Annotated in this window: 19 protein-coding genes; 5 read left to right on the top strand and 14 right to left on the bottom strand. The window is 32.1% G+C overall.

Going from position 1 to position 17,991, the window contains the following annotated elements; translation table 11 throughout:
- Positions 1–54 precede the first annotated feature (54 nt).
- Both HYN56_RS08320 and greA read right to left on the bottom strand, forming a co-directional pair.
- Positions 55–444 (bottom strand): HIT family protein, encoded by a 390-nt coding sequence (locus HYN56_RS08320; RefSeq protein ID WP_109191749.1) that lies wholly within the window; start codon positions 442–444, stop codon positions 55–57.
- A 29-nt stretch (positions 445–473) separates the two neighbouring features.
- On the bottom strand, positions 474–950 hold the full coding sequence (greA, locus tag HYN56_RS08315) for a transcription elongation factor GreA (RefSeq protein ID WP_091493555.1): 477 nt from the start codon (positions 948–950) through the stop codon (positions 474–476).
- A 156-nt stretch (positions 951–1,106) separates the two neighbouring features.
- On the opposite strand from greA, the gene HYN56_RS08310 reads away from it, so the two are divergent.
- Positions 1,107–1,523, top strand: a complete 417-nt coding sequence (locus HYN56_RS08310; RefSeq protein WP_109191748.1) for a Rieske (2Fe-2S) protein — start codon at positions 1,107–1,109, stop codon at positions 1,521–1,523.
- Between the two features lie 2 nt (positions 1,524–1,525).
- On the opposite strand, the gene HYN56_RS08305 is transcribed toward HYN56_RS08310, so the two are convergent.
- The 11 genes from HYN56_RS08305 to HYN56_RS08255 all read right to left on the bottom strand — a co-directional run bounded on the left by HYN56_RS08305 (position 1,526) and on the right by HYN56_RS08255 (position 14,090).
- Positions 1,526–4,195, bottom strand: a complete 2,670-nt coding sequence (locus HYN56_RS08305; protein WP_109191747.1) for a carboxypeptidase-like regulatory domain-containing protein — start codon at positions 4,193–4,195, stop codon at positions 1,526–1,528.
- A 1-nt stretch (position 4,196) separates the two neighbouring features.
- Positions 4,197–4,898, bottom strand: coding sequence for a GLPGLI family protein (locus tag HYN56_RS08300; RefSeq protein WP_109191746.1), 702 nt, complete (start codon positions 4,896–4,898; stop codon positions 4,197–4,199).
- A 27-nt stretch (positions 4,899–4,925) separates the two neighbouring features.
- Positions 4,926–5,636 (bottom strand): GLPGLI family protein, encoded by a 711-nt coding sequence (locus HYN56_RS08295; RefSeq protein WP_109191745.1) that lies wholly within the window; start codon positions 5,634–5,636, stop codon positions 4,926–4,928.
- Positions 5,633–6,358 (bottom strand): GLPGLI family protein, encoded by a 726-nt coding sequence (locus HYN56_RS08290; RefSeq protein WP_167398286.1) that lies wholly within the window; start codon positions 6,356–6,358, stop codon positions 5,633–5,635. The genes HYN56_RS08295 and HYN56_RS08290 overlap by 4 nt, the downstream gene beginning before the upstream one ends.
- 64 nt (positions 6,359–6,422) lie before the next feature.
- Complete coding sequence (locus HYN56_RS08285) at positions 6,423–7,163, bottom strand: GLPGLI family protein (RefSeq protein ID WP_109191743.1); 741 nt, start codon at positions 7,161–7,163, stop codon at positions 6,423–6,425.
- An 80-nt stretch (positions 7,164–7,243) separates the two neighbouring features.
- Positions 7,244–7,525, bottom strand: coding sequence for a hypothetical protein (locus HYN56_RS08280; protein WP_109191742.1), 282 nt, complete (start codon positions 7,523–7,525; stop codon positions 7,244–7,246).
- Between the two features lie 258 nt (positions 7,526–7,783).
- On the bottom strand, positions 7,784–9,961 hold the full coding sequence (locus tag HYN56_RS08275) for a TonB-dependent receptor (protein WP_109191741.1): 2,178 nt from the start codon (positions 9,959–9,961) through the stop codon (positions 7,784–7,786).
- A 268-nt stretch (positions 9,962–10,229) separates the two neighbouring features.
- A complete protein-coding gene (gene arfB, locus HYN56_RS08270; RefSeq protein ID WP_109191740.1) occupies positions 10,230–10,631 on the bottom strand; it encodes an alternative ribosome rescue aminoacyl-tRNA hydrolase ArfB in 402 nt (133 codons plus the stop codon).
- Position 10,632: 1 nt separating this feature from the next.
- Positions 10,633–12,747, bottom strand: a complete 2,115-nt coding sequence (locus HYN56_RS08265) for a DUF4301 family protein (RefSeq protein ID WP_109191739.1) — start codon at positions 12,745–12,747, stop codon at positions 10,633–10,635.
- A complete protein-coding gene (gene pnuC / locus HYN56_RS08260) occupies positions 12,708–13,331 on the bottom strand; it encodes a nicotinamide riboside transporter PnuC (protein ID WP_109191738.1) in 624 nt (207 codons plus the stop codon). The genes HYN56_RS08265 and pnuC overlap by 40 nt, the downstream gene beginning before the upstream one ends.
- Positions 13,332–13,361: 30 nt before the next feature.
- On the bottom strand, positions 13,362–14,090 hold the full coding sequence (locus HYN56_RS08255; RefSeq protein ID WP_109191737.1) for a geranylgeranylglyceryl/heptaprenylglyceryl phosphate synthase: 729 nt from the start codon (positions 14,088–14,090) through the stop codon (positions 13,362–13,364).
- Between the two features lie 94 nt (positions 14,091–14,184).
- Between HYN56_RS08255 and HYN56_RS08250 the strand changes: the two genes are divergently transcribed.
- The 3 genes from HYN56_RS08250 (at position 14,185) to HYN56_RS08240 (ending at position 15,545) form a co-directional block, all read left to right on the top strand.
- Positions 14,185–14,781: a Crp/Fnr family transcriptional regulator gene (locus HYN56_RS08250; protein WP_109191736.1), complete on the top strand. Its 597-nt coding sequence runs from the start codon at positions 14,185–14,187 to the stop codon at positions 14,779–14,781.
- A gap of 81 nt (positions 14,782–14,862) precedes the next feature.
- A complete protein-coding gene (locus HYN56_RS08245) occupies positions 14,863–15,150 on the top strand; it encodes a hypothetical protein (RefSeq protein WP_091493584.1) in 288 nt (95 codons plus the stop codon).
- Complete coding sequence (locus tag HYN56_RS08240; protein ID WP_109191735.1) at positions 15,147–15,545, top strand: group III truncated hemoglobin; 399 nt, start codon at positions 15,147–15,149, stop codon at positions 15,543–15,545. Before HYN56_RS08245 ends, HYN56_RS08240 begins: the two co-directional genes overlap by 4 nt.
- Before the next feature lie 106 nt (positions 15,546–15,651).
- On the opposite strand, the gene HYN56_RS08235 is transcribed toward HYN56_RS08240, so the two are convergent.
- On the bottom strand, positions 15,652–16,302 hold the full coding sequence (locus tag HYN56_RS08235; RefSeq protein ID WP_109191734.1) for a 4'-phosphopantetheinyl transferase family protein: 651 nt from the start codon (positions 16,300–16,302) through the stop codon (positions 15,652–15,654).
- A 343-nt stretch (positions 16,303–16,645) separates the two neighbouring features.
- Between HYN56_RS08235 and ahcY the strand changes: the two genes are divergently transcribed.
- Complete coding sequence (ahcY, locus tag HYN56_RS08225) at positions 16,646–17,962, top strand: adenosylhomocysteinase (protein ID WP_091493592.1); 1,317 nt, start codon at positions 16,646–16,648, stop codon at positions 17,960–17,962.
- The last annotated feature ends 29 nt before the right edge of the window (positions 17,963–17,991 follow it).

Raw genomic sequence — 17,991 nt, 5'->3', positions numbered from 1 at the left:
AATTTTTACTGCACTTTTAGTTATTTTTTGTCAAACAGAGCGAAGTCGAAGTCTTTACAAATTTGATTGAATATCTTTTGCCAAAGTTTCAAACTCTTCTTTTGTAAGCGAAACTTTATTGATAAAACGCATTTCATCCATTTCATTTAAAGGAATCAAATGTACGTGTGCGTGAGGCACTTCAAGTCCAACTACAGCTACACCTACTCTTTTACATGGAACTGTTTTTTCTAAAGCCGCAGCAATCTTTTTAGAAAACTTCATTAAACCTAAATACAACTCTTCATCCATATCAAAAATCTTGTCGATTTCTTGTTTTGGAATACAAAGTGTATGTCCTTTCGCATTGGGATTTACATCTAAAAAAGCTAAATAATTTTCGTCTTCAGCAATTTTATAAGCTGGAATTTCTCCGTTTACTATTTTAGTGAATATTGAACTCATTGTTTTTTGTTTAATTGTTTCAACTAAAGTTAGTCTCTTGTAATTTCAAGAATTTCAAATTTCAAAACTCCATTTGGAACTGTAATCTCTGCTACTTCTCCAACAGATTTTCCTAGTAAACCTTTACCAATAGGAGATGTTACAGAAATTTTACCTGTTTTTAAATCAGCTTCACTTTCTGCTACAAGAGTATATTTCATCTCCATTCCGTTACTTTGGTTTTTGATTTTTACATTTGATAAAACCAAAACTTTAGAAACGTCTAACTGAGACTCATCAATTAATCTTGCATTAGCATATACTTCTTCCAGTTTAGAAATTCTCATTTCTAATAAACCTTGTGCTTCTTTTGCTGCATCATATTCCGCATTTTCAGACAAATCACCTTTATCTCTCGCGTCTGCAATATCTTGAGATGCTTTTGGACGCATTACACTTTTTAAGTGCTCCAATTCATCTTTTAACTTTTTTAGTCCTTCTGCTGTATAATAAGATACTTTACTCATAACTTCATCGTTTATATAAATACAAAAAATCCCATCGCGACGGGATTTTCTTACCACAAATATACTATAATTTTTAATAGTACATAATTATATGTTAATCATATAGATTTCAAATCTAAATAAATTATTTTTGTTTCACTAATTCTTATTCAAATAATGAAAAAAATCTGGTTCTTTATCGCATTTACCGCTGTTTTATTCTCTTGCAGTGACAATAACAGAAGCAATAACAATCCGTATATTCCGAATTATTCTATAAACGCTTATCTGGATACCAACCTGCCGACTTACAATAAACTATTGTACCCAAGTAATCCTGTTTATGTTGCCAATTATGGCGCGAAAGGAATTATAGTAATGAAAACCGGAGAAGGAACTTATACCGCTTTTGACGCCGCATGTCCAAACCAGGCGCTTACCTCCTGCACTGCTATGACAATTGACGGAATTTATGCCGAATGCTCTTGCGATAAAGCTCGATATAACTTATTTACCGGACTCGGAGAAAAAGAATACCCAATGAAACAATATCGTGTGGAATTTTCTGGAAGCGTAGTCCACGTATATAATTAAATCTACAATTTATAAGATATAGAAAACATAATAGCTCTTGGTAAAATATATGTCGACTGTTCACTTATCATATAATCTGAGAACTTGTTGCTATATTTTTTCTTTATATCTAGCAAATTTGCGACACTTAACTGAAAACCAAAAGGATTATTTTTTTTCTGATAAAATAAGGATGTATTTATCATGTCATAAGAGTTGGATTGTTTTTGATTATCCGTATTTTTGAGATAATCATAATCGATTTTGTATTTCCAGAATTTAAAAAATACAGCTTCAAATGCTCCTGTTAATACATCTGACTGAAAATGAGATTTTGTTATTCCAGAAAAACTACTGAACCCTTTATTGTAACCAACACTAAAAACCGGCCATTTTTTATAGGCTGTTTTAAAAACTAAACCAATATTCTGGCTGTCTCTGTTGTTTATTGTTACAATTTCATTTATCGTTTGTGAATATTCAAACCAAGATAATCTTGCATTCAATTTAAGATTGAATCGGTAAATACGTTTAGAAAAAGAACCACTAAAACCAATATCAGTTTCAGGATTATCAGTCAAAATTGGAGTATTAAACTGGTTTATCCCATCCAAATCTACTTCATTGCGAATAACTTTTGTTTTTTTAGAATAATTCAGCATTCCATTCCAAGTAATTCCACGATATGAATTCATTTTTGAATAAAACAAACTAGCTGAATGGTATTTTTCATTTTCCAGTAATGCATTTCCTTTAAAAACTGAATTATAATATTGTAATGTATACCTGTCTGCCAATTGATTGGCAACTGGAAATTTATTCTCTAATTTATACGTAAAATTTATGGATTCAGAATTATTAAATTCATAGTCACTATTCCATTGTGGCTGAAAAAGTGTTTTTGTAACAATATAATCACTATTATTTTGAATCGTATTTAGATCATACCTGTGTAAATACAAACCTGGCTTGTTAACCCATTTTCCTATTCTGAATTTATATTCCAAACCTACATAAACATCATTCAATTGGTATTTAATGTCATTACCAAAACCTGCTAATGCAAAGTCATTTACAGAACCATCTGTTAGAATTTGTTTTTCTGCTGTTTGAAAAGTTGATGATTCATAATTATTACCAATGTTGGTATATAGATGATTGTTGTTATTTATAATCCAGTAATGTTTGAAAAGTGCATCTATACTGTTTCCTTCTGATTTTTTTATTTGGCTGATTGTATAACTGTCATCTTTTTCTAAAGGAATTAATCCCTGCAGAAAAGGCTGATCTGTAAACCAATTGTTGAGTGGTGTAGTTTTATTATAAGCCTGATTAACAACAAAAGTGGTAGTATGATTTTTATTATACCTTTTATGCCATTCAATATACTGTTTTACAGAAACATTATCGGCTTGGTTTATGGTTTCAAAAACAGAAGATCCTAAATTTGTTACAGAATTTAAAGTACTCATCAGATCATTTGTACTTGATTGATATTGTCCGTTGTAATACCATTTTTCTTTATTAGATGGCGAATAATCAAGCTTTACATTTCCAATACCAAGTATAGCATTATTTTTTGCATTTCTGCCTTTATTCTCAAATGCTACAGCAGTGTTGTTTAAATATTCAATATTATTTTCAATTCTTGAAGCCATTAAAACTTTAGAAAATATTCCAAAACCCGAAACAGAAAGCTTATCAGAAATATCATGACTTATATTAAAGGCACCAAATTGTGATTTGTTTTTCAAAACATCGGTATTGTCATTAGAAAAAGAAGACAAATTAGACAGTGATTTCCTGCCTGATAGGAAACTACTTACTCCGCCTCCAAACCGCATTAAATCATCAAATGTAAATGTACTTTTACCAATAGAATTGGCATCGCCTATAAAACTTACATTTGTTTTTGGACTGTAATAAAACAAAGCTGTATGTGCCAAATAAAAACCGTTGTCGCCTGCTCCTACCTCTGCTCCAGCTTCTACATCTCCAAAAACAAATTTCTTTTTTTCTTCTTTAAGTTTAACATTCATAGCCAAATCATCACTGTCTGAAACCTGCTTCATAAAACCTACTTCATTAAAATGATCTATGACTTCAATTTTATCCAAAGCATCTGCAGGAATATTTTCTACAGCCAGTTTAGAACCGCCACCAAAAAATGATTTTCCTTCTATTAGCATTTTGGTTACTTTTTTACCTTGTACCGTTACCCCTCCGTTTTTATCGACCTCAACACCAGGCAGTTTTTCAAGAACTTCTTTCATCTTGCGTTCGTTTCCATTCGCAAAACTATTAACATCAAAAACCAGAGTATCTTTTTTAACTACAATAGGTTTGAACTCGTGTTTGATGACGATTTCTTTGAGGTTTTCTCCGGTTGCTTTGAGATGAAAATCGTGTACATTTATATCTGAAGATGATTCCAGAATAAAAGTTTCTTCAACATAACCAATATACGAAACTGTGATTTCATATTTCACTTCCTTTTCAAGCTCTAATCTGTAACGTCCTTTGTTATCAGCAATAGCAAATTTTAAACTTGCTTTTTCCTGTAAAGGTTTAGCAATTACATTTGCAGATTCTAAAGGTTTTGATGTTTCATCGGAAACTACTCCGATAAAGTTTTTTGATTGAGAATATGAGAATGAAAAAATAAGCAAAAAAAGGAAGATAAAATATTTCATATCAATATTGTTGCGCCATTACACTTTTACGATATTCTTCTTCAGTAATGGTTTTCCCACGCGGAAATTCTATTTCTTTTTTTAAATCAAGAAAAGATACTTCAGTAGCATAAAATGTAGTTTTGCCTTCTTCCAATTCTAAAATTAACCCTGGCAAACCATAAAACTCCTTAGGCCCAAAATGATAAGGCAAACTTGGTGCAAACCAAGCTATTACCGAAATGTTTTTTTCTTCTCCTTTCATATTTATAATTACTTTATTGCAAATTGCTTTATAACATAGATAATCATCGACCATCTTGCTTTCTTTTAGAATTTCCCAATTTAAAGATTTGAAAGGTTTTCGAATTAGAATTCCTTCTTCCGTTTGTAACAAATAATTTTCTGCATCTTGATCTAAAAAGTAGCTATTAGGAGTTGTCAGAAAACCTGAAGCTATACTTTCAACAAGTTTTTCTTTATAAGAAGGTTGTGCTAATTTTTCTATTTTTGTAAAACTTGATTTGTTTTTATTGAATTCTAAAATAAAAGATTGTTTTCTGGCATTTTCTACTATCAACTTATTCAATAAAAGAGATTTAGGGTCCTTCAAATTTGACTCAATATCTTGTGTCAGTACATTGTATATAATCTTTCCTGAAGAAATCTGGCTATGCAAATTTAAACAGCAAAGACAAATGATAATTAGGATATTCTTTTTCATAACATAATTATAAAAAACAAGTCTTAATCAAAGACCATTTAACTTATCAAAAGCTTCTTCCATTTCTTTTCTACTTAAAATTTTTATTTTGTTTAATACTTTAATATCAAAATCCTGTTCACTTTGAAGGTTGATATTTTTTACACCAAAAACGGCATTTCTTACCTGAAGCTCCAAAATTAATCCTGGCAAATTCCCATAGCCTATTGGCCCATAAGAATAGGGCAATGCAGGACAATACCAAGCCGTAACAGGATGATTAAAAACTTTTGCACCATATTCAACCTTGTAAATATTGGTTGCTTTATAGCACAAATAATTATCTATTAGTTTGGTTTCGTTAGTTAAAGCCCAGTCTGTTTTTAAATCTTGCGATGTATAAACATTTTCTCCTAACTGTGAATGCTGTTCTAAAACCTTATCCTTTAAGCTATAAACAATTCCTCCATAATGTAACATCCCAAGAGCAAATCCATTTACGCCTCTATTAATATCACTCTCTAAATTTTCTTTATTAAAAAATTTAGCTCCATTCTCTGTTATAATCAATTGAAATGTTATTTTATAACAATCAGCCATAGCTTTATCAAGAAGATTTTTGTATAATACATTATTCCCAAATAATCCCTCTTCTTTCTCAATCCTTGCACTATAGTCAACAGTAATCTTTTTACTTTGCGCATTAGCTGTGAATGACAAAAACAGAACTAAAAAAAATAATTTTCTGCAATATTTCATCTTTTTGAATTATTAGAATTCTTCTCATCATTATACCTTGTAATAATTCCATCCAGCTCTTTTTCGGAAAGTATTTTACCTTTTTTCAATTTGGGTACTTCAATCTTTTCTTCTGGATTTATTGAGATTGTTTTTACTCCAAATACTGCGTCTTTTGTTTGAAGCTCCAAAATAAGCCCTGGCAGATTACCAAATCCTGCAGGTCCAAAAGGAACATTTATTTCAGGACAATACCATGCTGTAATTGGAAATCTAAATGTTTTTTGCGGTGCAACTCTTACTATTTCTGTAGTAGCTTTATAGCAAACAAATCTGTCTATTTTTTTTGTTTCATTATGCAAAATCCAATTCTTCTCTGTTTCTTTTTTTAGAATTAGATTATTTCCTAGGTATCCTAAGTTTACATCACTGTAAACACTATCCTTTGTCTGCCAAATTTCTCCACTAAACTCTATTTTTAGTTTAGCAAATACTGTTTCATTAGATTTATCATATTTGTACTTTTTATTAATATCAAAGTACGCATTATAGGAATCAAAAATTAGATTAAAATCGAGTTCTTTTACTCTGTCCATTAATCCGGGAGCTATACCTTGAGACATTTTATCTAGATTACTTTCAGTTTCTACCGGTGTAACACTATAAACAACAGACCCATTTTTTATTTGAGAAAACGATACATTAAAAAAAAGGCAAAAAAATAATAATGTTAATTTTTTCATGCTTCTTTTTTTGTAAGGAAAGAATGAAAATTTAGATATAAAAAAGAGCTTACTAAATTTGCTACTATCTCCCCATATTTTCATATTCTTTTGCTAATCTTTTTTGATGTTCTTCCTCAGTAATATACTGAACCGTTGGCGGATCAAATTTTACTTTAGGATTCTCAACATTAAATTCAATCTTAACAATATAAAAATGGATTCCTGATGCTCCATAATTTGCCTCTAAAACCAATCCAGGCAAACCGTCTAATCCTAATGGCCCAAAAGATGACGGTATTTGTGGAGTAAACCAAGCTTCAGCACTAAACACATCTGTTGAGTTTCTTCTCATATTAAAATCATTCCATCTACAGATTGCTTTATAGCAGGTATAATCATTTATTTTTTTTGTTTCAGAGGTAATTTCCCAATTGTATTGATGATAAGGAAGAATTATATTCAAATTTTCCCCTCCTAATTCTTCAAAACGTGTTTTCTTTTGGTTTACCACATCATTATAATATTTATCACTCACTAATACGGCTTCTTTTAAATAATCAAAATCCCTATTTAGTAGTGGCTTTTCTATCAAACTAAACACACTTTTGTTTTTTGTGAAAGTAAGTTCGCACTCTACTTTATCTCTTGCAAAATTTTCTTTAACGATGCCTTCCTTTTGCTCTTTTGTCAGTCCTCTATCAGAAGGAATTGCGTATGGCACTAGTTTGTAAAGAACTTTAGTTATTGATTCTGACTGAGAATATATGATGTTATTAAACAAAATAAAGAGAAAAAAAATGTTCTTTTTTAAAATTACTTTCATTAATATTTTTATTTAAAATCAAGCAAATTTATCTAACAAAGATAAATTTGCCTGAAGGGTTTATAAATTCTTAAAATAATTTATTCTTGAAAAACTATCAGCTCTTCAAAGAAAAATTCTTCTTCCTCTAATGGCACCATCATCATAGATGACATTTCGCACTCCATTTTATAAATCTGGTAGATTTTATTATATTGACCAGAGCTGTAGCATCCCCTACCATCAGTTTCTCTCTTGCTTTCATCAGCATTTGTTTTTGTTGCAGCATATCCTGAGCAATCTTTTAAAACTTCAGCTGTTTTTGCTGTTGAAATTGAACTAAACATCACTACTGCAAAAGCAGTAAAAATTAATTTTTTCATAATTAAAATGGTTTAAAATTTATAATTCTGTTATTGGTTAACCAATTCAAACATCTAAAATTAATTTAAACAAAATAAGAAAAAACCTATTTTTAACATTTAATTAACAAGATTTTATGTTAAATAAGATAAATACTTTTAATCATCACTAGTACTTTTTAGATTTAAAAAATCTAAACTAATTATGACAAGTATTAAACAAAAAAGCCCGAAAGTGTAAATAACACCTTCGGGCTTTTCTCATTATTTAAAAAAGTTTTAAAACTTCAACGTCAAACCAGCTAAGAAATTAATTCCTGCCTGTGGATAATAGTATGGATAAATATCCCACATGGCTCCGTTTGAAACATATTTTTTATCTAAAATATTATTCACCATTCCGGTAATGGTAATTGATTTGAAAATAGCATTTGGTCTTATTTCGTAAGAAACATTCAAATCGTTTACAAAGTAATCTGCCAGTTTAGCCGAAGGCAATTCGATGTTATTCATATATTGTTCTCCAACATATTTCTGTAACAATGATATATATAATCTTTCGATTGGTTTATATACAATAACGTTTCCAGCAATTACTTCCGGAGAATAAGCAATTTTAGTTGTTCCGTAAAATTCACCGTCAACAGCTAAGTCAACATTTTTGTTACTGCTCAAAGTAAAATTAGGTCTTAATGTGAATTTTTCTGAAAGTGCAATTGTAGCATCAACTTCAAGACCTAAACGATAGCTCTTGTCGGTATTGGAACGAATTGGGTTTCCAACATCATCCAATCTTCCTGTCAAGATTAACTGGTCTTTGTATCCCATATAATAAACATTCGAATTCAATTGAAATTTCTCTGAATTGAATCTCCATCCTAATTCAAAATCATTTAGTTTTTCTGGTTTTACATTTCCGCCTTCGTAATCTGTTCTGTTTGGTTCGCGGTTCGCACGAGCATAAGAGAAATAAAGCGTGTTTTTTTCATTAAAAGCATAGTTTAAACCAGCTTTTGGATTAAAGAAATTGAAAGTATCATCAACCAAACCGGTTTCTGCACTATTGGCCTGATAACGAACTCTTCTGTATTGCAAATCTCCGTAGAAACTTAATTGATCTGTAAACTGATAATTTGCTTTCGCGAAAATATTACCGTCTGTTTTTGTGGAGAAATCATCATAGTAATGATCTCCCAATTCTGAATTTGCAGAATTTCGAGCCCAGATTACTTTTCCATAATGATCGCCTTCGTATTTATTCCAGGCTCCGCCCACAATAACATCCAGTTTTTCGTCTTTATATTTTGCAGAAAAAGTGGTTCCGTAAAAATCGTTATCCAACCATTTTTGACGAATTAAATCAGTTCCCGGAACTAATTCGCCTAAATCATTCTCAACCATTTTTGTAGATTCAATTGGGCCATATCCTGCAATTGGCTCATCATATTTATAATTCTCAAAATAACCTTTTCCTTTGGTATAATGGAATGCCAGGTTAGTACTCCATTTATCAGAAATAGATTCGCTCCAGTGTAATTGGTAATGATCCTGATTGTAATTATCTGTTTCGTTATCATAATAACGAATGTTTCCAAGTTCATCCTTATATTCTCCCGCAGAATTATAAGTACGGTTTGTGTTTAATGTTTCTCCGTCTATTCCGTTCCAGGCCTGATAAGTTTTTTGAGTTCCTCCAAAAACCAATGCTTTAATCAAAGTTGTTTTTCCAACATAAGTTCCCTGCAGAAAATACGATTTCAAGTCAGAACTCGCACGATCTACATAACCATCCGATTTAATTGTAGACAAACGTCCGGCAAGTTCAAAATGATCATTCATTAAGCCCGTACTGAATTTTACAGTATTTTTATTGGAATTGAAACTTCCAAAAGAACTCGAAATTTCTCCTGTAGCTTTAGTTGCATAACTATCTGTAAGCATGTTTAAACTTGCGCCAAAAGCTCCGGAACCATTTGTAGAAGTTCCAACTCCGCGCTGCAATTGCAGACTCTCCACAGAAGAAGCAAAATCGGGCATATTAACCCAAAAAGTTCCCTGACTTTCCGCATCATTGTACGGAATTCCGTTTATGGTCACATTTACCCTTGTAGCATCACTACCACGGACTCTAATTCCGGTATAACCAATTCCGCCTCCCGCATCAGAAGTTGTTACTACAGATGGTAGATAATTCATCAGAACAGGAATATCCTGACCCAAATTTCGGAATTTGATTTCTTTTTTATCCATATTACTAAACGTAACCGGAGTTTTTGTCGTAACACGAACTGCAGAAACTAAAACCTCATCCAGAGAATTTACTTTTGTTGAATCTTGCTGCTGTGCAAAAGAAATTAGAGTAAAGAAAATAGAGAATAGAGTAAAGAAAATAGATTTGTTGCTTAGCTTTGCAACTTTGCAACTTTGTAACTTTGTAACTTTAAAAAGTGTTTTCATTCGTAAAGAATTACGAATAAAAGGGGGAATTATTCTTTTGTTAAATTAATAAATGTGTTTCACGACAAAATAAAGTGTGCACGCTCGATAGTGTCGTTTTTCCCTTAGCAACATTACTCGCTCAGGTTCTTTGGGTATGATCTCAGCTCGTTATTTAGAGCACCCCTTTGAGACAGTGCAAATATAAAAAAGTATTAAGATAAATGTATTAAGTATTAAGATTTTTAGTCTTTGAGTTTTCTTAATACTTAATTCTATGGTCTTAATACTAAAAATCTGGTTTTCTACGCGATTGTTTTAGATCAGAGATATTTTTTTTATCCTTTATTCTTTTCTTAATTACTGATTTTGGAACTTTTGTAGCTTTTCTAATTTTTGGAACATACAATCCTTTTTTGATTAGTTCTAAAAATCTTTTGGTAACAATTTCTTTATTTTTAAGCTGGCTTCGGTCTTCATCGCAGTTTAAAATCAGGATGTTTTCAGTTGTTAGACGAGCACCAATATTGGTTTGCAAAAGTAATTTCTCTTCTTCAGCTAAAGCTTGCGAAGCACTAATATCAAAGCTCAAAACGACTTTAGACGAAACTTTGTTTACGTTTTGCCCGCCAGACCCGCTGCTTCGAACAGCTTTAAAACTTAATTCTGATATGATTTTTTCTGCATCCATATTATTGTGGCTGATGTGCCGCTTTCAGTAAATCATTTACTGTTTTTACCGGATTAAAAGTGATCAAAGGAACCGCAACGAAAACAGTCAACCAATTTGCCATAGATCCGTTCCATAAGCCTGGTAATTCGTAACTTCTTACGGTTTTACCATCAACACTTTTCTCTACTATAAATCCCGCATTTTGATCTACAAAACGTAACAAATTAAATTTCTCGTTTTTATAATTTTTAGTTGCACAAACTAAATCAACCGGATTAAAATGTGTTGCTGCTTCCAAAACGGCAAGCTGTTTTTTATTAGTCAAATCGACCTGAGAAGTTTCAACAATTTGCTGAGAAGAAACTCCCTTATCATTGATTACCCAAAAAGGCCCTCCTCCTGGTTCTCCTTCATTTTTAACCATTCCGCAAACACGAATTGGCTTATCCAACAATTCTTTTATTTTAGTGATTTTGTTTTCAAAAGTAAACTTATTGAAATCATCATTCATTTCAATACTTAGCTTTTCCTTTAGAAAAAGAAGAATATCTTCTAAATAATTGTCATTAATTTCATTACGATCAATAGTATGCAGACATGAAAAAACCTTTTGCTGCATCTCGATTAATATTCCTGCCAATGCTTTTTTATACAATGTAATTTCCTCGATATGATTCTGGATTACGTTATCGATATTTTTAATGAAAATAATATCAGCATCGAGTTCATTTAAATTTTCGATTAAAGCGCCATGTCCGCCGGGTCTGAAAATTAAATTTCCACTTTGGTCTTTTACCAATTTATTGTTCGCATCAATAGTAATCGAATCTGTGCTTTTATTTTGGTATGAATATCCAATATTAATATCGATTCCTGAAGGCTTCTCAATCTTATCTTTAACCTCAAGAACCGCTTTTTCAAACAAATCCTGATGTATTTCGGAAACCGTAAAATGCAGATGAGATACATTTTTTGAAGATGCATAATGCACACATTCATTTAAATGTTCCTCAATCGGATTGGCAATATGTGTTTTATATAAATGAAAAGGCAAAACTGCTTTTGGTTTGTTTGCCGAATTAAAATGATCCGGAGAAAGCAACAGTTTTATAAAATAGTAGTTTTTATAATCTCTTTCTAAATTTTCAAAATCAGGATAAATTTCTCTTAGTTTTTTATCTACTGTTTCAAAAAAAGGAAACTTCTCCATTCCTACAATAAAAATGGCAAGTTCTTTATCATTTTTTCTATTGATATAAGCGTTTATTGTTTCTTTTGAGATGTCAAAATCATTTAAAAATGCAGTCAAAAACTTATACATTCTCGTAGCTGCTCCAGACGCAGGAACAAACTTCTTAATCTTAAACTGCTCTTTTTGAGTATCAAAAAATAATGCCTTTTCCTGAAACTCATTTTGAGACAGACTCAAAATTCCGTCATTAATGGTTGCCGGTCTTATCAGACTGCTTTTTGCAATTCCTTTTTCAAAATTCTTTAATTGTTTTAAAATAGTATCAAAAGAAATTCCTCTATTATATATCTGAACAAAATCATCTGATGAAAAATCATTTTCTTTTGCCAGAGCTAAATCATTTATAATCGAAACCGCTTTCTTCAATCGACATTCCTTATCTCCTGAAAGCGTTATATAGGGCTTTTGGGTATCAATCAAAGTTTGTTTAAAAACAGAGAAGACAGTTTCTCTTCCTTCCGGAGAATCCCTAATATCATCTTTTTCCCAAGGAACATCAATATCTGTTAGAAAAAATAAATCATACTCATGCTTTTTTGCCGCTTCATCTAAAAGCGGATCGCAAAAACCATAATACATCTCAGAAAAAACTTTGGTTACCATCAAATTGGTGTCACAAAACAAGTATTTATTTGCTGTTTCCAATTTTTTGTTTTCTAATGCAGTTTGCCCGTAAGCAATAGGCATCATATCATCTGCTACACAGATATGCTTATTTTCTTCCCATTTTTCTTGTAAATAATCACGTGCAAACTCAGGAACCCATTCGGTTTTATAGTAATCTGCAAGTTGTTTTGCCAGTGTGGTTTTCCCCGTACTTTCAGGTCCAAACAAAGCAATTTTTATGATAGCTGTTTTTTGCTGTCTAAGATCTTTCTCCATTCTAAATAAGCTGAAATAGCCAAAATTGTAAAAATTATATACTGAAGTGACAGCATCCCTAAACCACGATAGGCATAGAGCGGTACAACAATAATATCACCAATAATCCAAAGTGTCCAGTTTTCTATTTTCTTTCTGGCCATATACCACATTCCTGCGAAAAATATTCCCGACGAAATCATATCAACATAATTGTCCGGATGGATTTCGTAGTCAAAATATTTATAAATCCCGAAAACTACAAAAACGGTTACAATAAACAGTAAGATTCCAATTATTTTTTCATTAAAAGTTGTACGAGTAATTGGAAGGTTGTCTTCAACGGTTCCTCCTTTTGCCCAAACATACCATCCGTAGATACTCATAATCGAAAAATAAGCATTGATAATCATATCTCCAATGTACCCTGCTATGTAAAGCAGATAAACCGAGATGACCGTAGCTATTAAACCTGTTGGGTAAACCCAGATATTTTCTTTTTTAGCAAACCAAACGCTTAAAATTCCAAAAACAAATACTAAAAACTCCAAAGCAATATGCCATAAAGTAGCATTTTTATAACTATCCAGAAAAAAATCGATCATCTTGTGGTATTTAAAGGCGTTTAGTTTTATTTATAAATCAAAAAAATGACTGTTATTTTCAAAAGCTGTACCAATCACAACCAAATCTGCACCGGCATTATATGCTTTTTGAATTCCCTGTAAATCTATAATTCCACCACCAACAATAACAGGAATTGCAATATTTTGCGAAATGAGTTCAATCATTTCTAATGGAACTGGCTGTTTCGCACCACTTCCGGCTTCCAGATAAATCAACTGATTTCCTAACATTTCTCCTGCCTGCGCAGTAGCGAGAACCAAATCTAGATTATCGCGACTTAAAGGTTTTGTTTTACTTACACGCGCAACAGCAGTTTCATTTCCGCTTTCAATCAAAATATATCCTGTCGAAATAACTTCAAGATTCGTCTTTTTTAATATTGGAGCAGCCTGAACCTGATATTCTATTAAATAATCCGGATTTCGTCCCGATAATAATGATAGAAACAAAATAGCATCGGCCTGTGGCGAAATCTGCGAAGGATCACCGGGAAACAAAATCACCGGTAAATTTGTTTTTTGCCTTAATACAGAAATCAATTCTTCTAAAATATTGGTTTGAACAATACTTCCGCCAACAAAAATATGGGTAGCAGGTGACTGATTGATTTTTTCAATTAAATGCTCCAAACTTTCAAGCACAATTTTATCGGGGTCCAAAAGTACTGCGAGTAGCTTTTGCCCGTTATTTTTTGCTTCTAAAATTTGTTGGCGAATTGTTGTTATTTCTTCCTGCATCGTGGGTGTAAAAGTAAAAGTTTTTTAGTGCAGAAGAACTATTATGAATGAATTATATTTGTAAACTCTCTGTTAACAATAAAAGAAAAACTTTATGATCGCAGTTGAATTATTGGAGAAATACGGTGTAGTAAAAAAATCTTTCCAGAAAAATGATATTGTTTTTGAAGAAGGAACCCTGCCAACACACTATTACCAGATTATTTCAGGCGAAATTAAAATGTGCAATTACAATGATGACGGACGAGAATTCATACAGGGAATCTTTTACAAAGAACAATCTTTTGGAGAACCGCCTTTGTTCTTAAACCAAAAATATCCTGCCAATTCAATTGCCGTTGAAGACAGTCAGATTCTTTTAGTTCCAAAATCAAGTTTTATAAAATTGCTGGAAGAAAATCCGATAATCAGCATCAAAATAATCGAAAATCTTGCACAAAGATTGTATTACAAATCGGTTATGGCGGCCGAAATTTCTACACACGAACCGGAACACCGTGTTTTAAAATTAATAGATCACGGAATTGCTTATTTCAATTTCCAAAAAGAAGCCGATGGTTATTTAATCAATTTTACCCGACAGCAGATTGGAGATTTGACCGGTTTACGGGTAGAAACAGTTATCAGAGCCATTAAAGCTTTGGAAAAAAAGGGTGAATTAAAGATAATTAATCGAAAAGTATACAGATAAAAAAGTTCTCGTTTTATGATTTTAATCATAAAATGCAGTTGTATTGTGACCGTATCTTTGTCCTATAAAAATCTGAATATCATGACACTATATCAAACCACATTCGACATTTTCAATAGAAATTATATGGGTTCTGCTGCAATGGCAGTAATTGGACAAAGCTGTTTAGGAGGCGCTGCAGCAATGTATGTTTTGGCTAACGGAACTTCAATTCCTCAAATGATTCAATTAGGCATTATTGTTTTAGCTTGTGTTTTCGCAAACACTTCAATTTTAGCGCAAATGAAACACAAAGTAGTCTTCAACCTTATTGCACTAAGCACATTCATAAGTATTTTGTTTATACTTTTAAATTGTTTTGTATTTTGAAAAAGCAAATAGAAAACAGAGAAGATATTTCATTCTTAGTAAATCAGTTCTATTCTAAAATAAGAGCCGATAAGGAAATCGGCTTTTATTTTAATGAAATGATTACCGATTGGGATTTGCATCTGGAAAAACTAACCGATTTTTGGGAAACCAATTTATTTGCCGTTCGCAAATACAAAGGAAATCCTCATGCGGTTCACAATGAAGTCGACGCACATTTTGACGAAAAAATAACAGCAAACGAATTCGGAATCTGGCTCAATCATTGGGCGCAGACTTTAGACGAACATTTTGAAGGCGAAAATGTAGAAACCTTAAAACGTCGTGCCAGAAAAATGAGCACTTTTTTGTATATGAGCATGTTTCAGCACAGACAAAAAGAAAGTGAAGTTTAAAATTCTTTTATTTTTTTAAAGGCTTACGATTTACTTTGCAAAGATTCCTCTTTCCTCAGAATGGTAAATTTTCAAATTTGGAATTTGGAATTGAGAATTTGGAATTTTATTTCTCAAAAGCATAAACTAAAGTAAAAGTTCCCTCAAAATTATCCGATTTGATTTCCTGATAATGCACATCAAAATCTTTAATCAAATCATCAAAATGAAGACTTGCCTGCGTTTGGGTTTTATCTAAAGAAAAATCTGTGACCCTTATATGATCTTTAAAACTAATCCCTTTTTCATTTCTGATTTTAAAGATTGCCTCTTTGGCACCCCAGATAACGGTAAGTTTTTTTATGTATTCTTCTGTAAATTTCGGTTCTAAATAATCACATTCATAATCCGTAAATTTATCCGCAATTTTCTGAATCTTTTCGCGCTGTAATTCCATATCAATTCCAACCTTTTTGTGGCTTATAATAATAGCTGCAAAATGATAAGAATGCGTAATTGATATATGATTATGACAATCAAAATAAGGTTTCCCAAACTCATCATAATGTAAATCCTTATCAGTAAAACCCATTTCCTGAATCAGCATTCTTACACTCAAAAAAGCACGCTGATGCATCTGCGATTTCATTCCGTCCAGTCTGCGCTGTGTCTTTTCTTTTAATGTAACCTGACTATACAGTTCATCAAAAGATTCTGTAATTTCCCAAATTAAGATTTTAGTCGTTTCGTTAAATTGTATGGTCTGAAATAAAGGCATTACTTTTTAATTGTAAATTATAAATAGTGAGTGGTTAATTTAAACCAGATAAATGATATAAGAAAATATAACTGTTGGTTCAAAAAATGTATTAGTAAATATAAGCAATTCACTACAAAGGTAATAGTTTCAGAATCTTTTTTAAATGAACTTGCATTACTTATATGGTTTAATCAAGATTCACAAACTAACATTCTAGAGATTAAGAAATTAAAGATTTCACAAATCTTAGAGAAATTAGTAAAAATAAAAAGCTATTCCTTAAATTTGCAAAAATTTTACACCCGAGCCCTGAAAGGCGAACGGACGAAGTAATTATACAAATATAATATTTAAACTATAAATGAGTACAACGACTACGCCTTATGTGGCTTACAAAGTAAAAGACATTTCTCTCGCTGCTTGGGGAAGAAAAGAAATTGAACTAGCTGAAGCTGAAATGCCAGGTTTAATGGCGCTTCGTGCTGAGTACAAAGACGAACAACCTTTAAAAGGTGCTCGTATTGCCGGATGTTTACACATGACTATTCAAACTGCAGTTTTAATCGAGACTTTAATTGCTCTTGGTGCAGAGGTTACTTGGTCTTCTTGTAACATTTTCTCGACTCAGGATCAGGCTGCTGCTGCTATTGCTGCTGCCGGAATTTCAGTTTACGCTTGGAAAGGTCTTGACGAAGAATCATTTGACTGGTGTATTGAGCAAACTTTATTCTTTGGTGAAGACAGAAAACCATTGAACATGATTTTAGATGACGGTGGAGATTTAACTAACATGGTTATCGATCGTTACCCGGAATTAGTTCCTGGAATTAAAGGTCTTTCTGAAGAAACTACAACTGGTGTTCACAGACTTTACGAAAGAGTAAAAGCTGGAACTTTACCAATGCCTGCAATCAACATTAACGACTCTGTTACTAAATCTAAATTTGACAACAAATACGGATGTAAAGAATCTGCTGTAGATGCTGTACGTCGTGCAACTGACTTAATGTTAGCTGGAAAAAGAGTGGTAGTTTGTGGATACGGTGACGTTGGAAAAGGAACTGCAGCTTCTTTCAGAGGTGCTGGTTCTATCGTAACAGTTACTGAAATCGATCCAATTTGTGCTTTACAAGCTGCAATGGACGGTTATGAAGTTAAAAAATTAAACACTGTAATTGCTAATGCTGATATCATCATTACCACTACAGGAAACAAAGATATCGTTCTTGGAGAGCACTTCGAACAAATGAAAGACAAAACTGTTGTTTGTAACATTGGTCACTTCGATAACGAAATTGATATGGCTTGGTTAAACAAAAACCATGGTGCATCTAAAATCGAAATCAAACCACAAGTTGACAAATACAACATCAACGGTAAAGATATTATCATCTTAGCTGAAGGTCGTTTAGTAAACCTTGGTTGTGCTACAGGTCACCCAAGTTTTGTAATGAGTAACTCATTTACAAACCAGACTTTAGCTCAAATCGAATTATGGAACAACAGCGCAGCTTACAAAAATGAAGTTTACATGTTACCAAAACATTTAGATGAAAAAGTTGCTGCTTTACACTTAGCAAAATTAGGCGTTGAACTTGAAGTTTTAAGAGAAGATCAGGCTGCTTATATTGGTGTTGAAGTTCAAGGTCCATTCAAACCGGAATACTACAGATACTAAATTAATTTAAGATTGTAGATCTTAGATTT

Source organism: Flavobacterium crocinum, assembly GCF_003122385.1.
GTDB lineage: Bacteria > Bacteroidota > Bacteroidia > Flavobacteriales > Flavobacteriaceae > Flavobacterium > Flavobacterium crocinum.
Note: the sequence above shows the minus strand (reverse complement) of the source record. Positions and strands in the feature narration are given on the sequence as shown.

Bases quoted from the DNA above. Each gene is read 5' to 3' on its own strand.
- greA (WP_091493555.1), bottom strand. From the start codon at position 950: ATGAGTAAAGTATCTTATTATACAGCAGAAGGACTAAAAAAGTTAAAA.
- ahcY (WP_091493592.1), top strand. From the start codon at position 16,646: ATGAGTACAACGACTACGCCTTATGTGGCTTACAAAGTAAAAGACATT.
- HYN56_RS08285 (WP_109191743.1), bottom strand. From the start codon at position 7,163: ATGAAAGTAATTTTAAAAAAGAACATTTTTTTTCTCTTTATTTTGTTT.
- HYN56_RS08255 (WP_109191737.1), bottom strand. From the start codon at position 14,090: ATGCAGGAAGAAATAACAACAATTCGCCAACAAATTTTAGAAGCAAAA.
- HYN56_RS08245 (WP_091493584.1), top strand. From the start codon at position 14,863: ATGACACTATATCAAACCACATTCGACATTTTCAATAGAAATTATATG.
- pnuC (WP_109191738.1), bottom strand. From the start codon at position 13,331: ATGATCGATTTTTTTCTGGATAGTTATAAAAATGCTACTTTATGGCAT.
- HYN56_RS08310 (WP_109191748.1), top strand. From the start codon at position 1,107: ATGAAAAAAATCTGGTTCTTTATCGCATTTACCGCTGTTTTATTCTCT.
- HYN56_RS08250 (WP_109191736.1), top strand. From the start codon at position 14,185: ATGATCGCAGTTGAATTATTGGAGAAATACGGTGTAGTAAAAAAATCT.
- HYN56_RS08295 (WP_109191745.1), bottom strand. From the start codon at position 5,636: ATGAAATATTGCAGAAAATTATTTTTTTTAGTTCTGTTTTTGTCATTC.
- HYN56_RS08290 (WP_167398286.1), bottom strand. From the start codon at position 6,358: ATGAAAAAATTAACATTATTATTTTTTTGCCTTTTTTTTAATGTATCG.
- arfB (WP_109191740.1), bottom strand. From the start codon at position 10,631: ATGGATGCAGAAAAAATCATATCAGAATTAAGTTTTAAAGCTGTTCGA.
- HYN56_RS08300 (WP_109191746.1), bottom strand. From the start codon at position 4,898: ATGAAAAAGAATATCCTAATTATCATTTGTCTTTGCTGTTTAAATTTG.
- HYN56_RS08275 (WP_109191741.1), bottom strand. From the start codon at position 9,961: ATGAAAACACTTTTTAAAGTTACAAAGTTACAAAGTTGCAAAGTTGCA.
- HYN56_RS08280 (WP_109191742.1), bottom strand. From the start codon at position 7,525: ATGAAAAAATTAATTTTTACTGCTTTTGCAGTAGTGATGTTTAGTTCA.
- HYN56_RS08265 (WP_109191739.1), bottom strand. From the start codon at position 12,747: ATGGAGAAAGATCTTAGACAGCAAAAAACAGCTATCATAAAAATTGCT.
- HYN56_RS08320 (WP_109191749.1), bottom strand. From the start codon at position 444: ATGAGTTCAATATTCACTAAAATAGTAAACGGAGAAATTCCAGCTTAT.
- HYN56_RS08305 (WP_109191747.1), bottom strand. From the start codon at position 4,195: ATGAAATATTTTATCTTCCTTTTTTTGCTTATTTTTTCATTCTCATAT.
- HYN56_RS08235 (WP_109191734.1), bottom strand. From the start codon at position 16,302: ATGCCTTTATTTCAGACCATACAATTTAACGAAACGACTAAAATCTTA.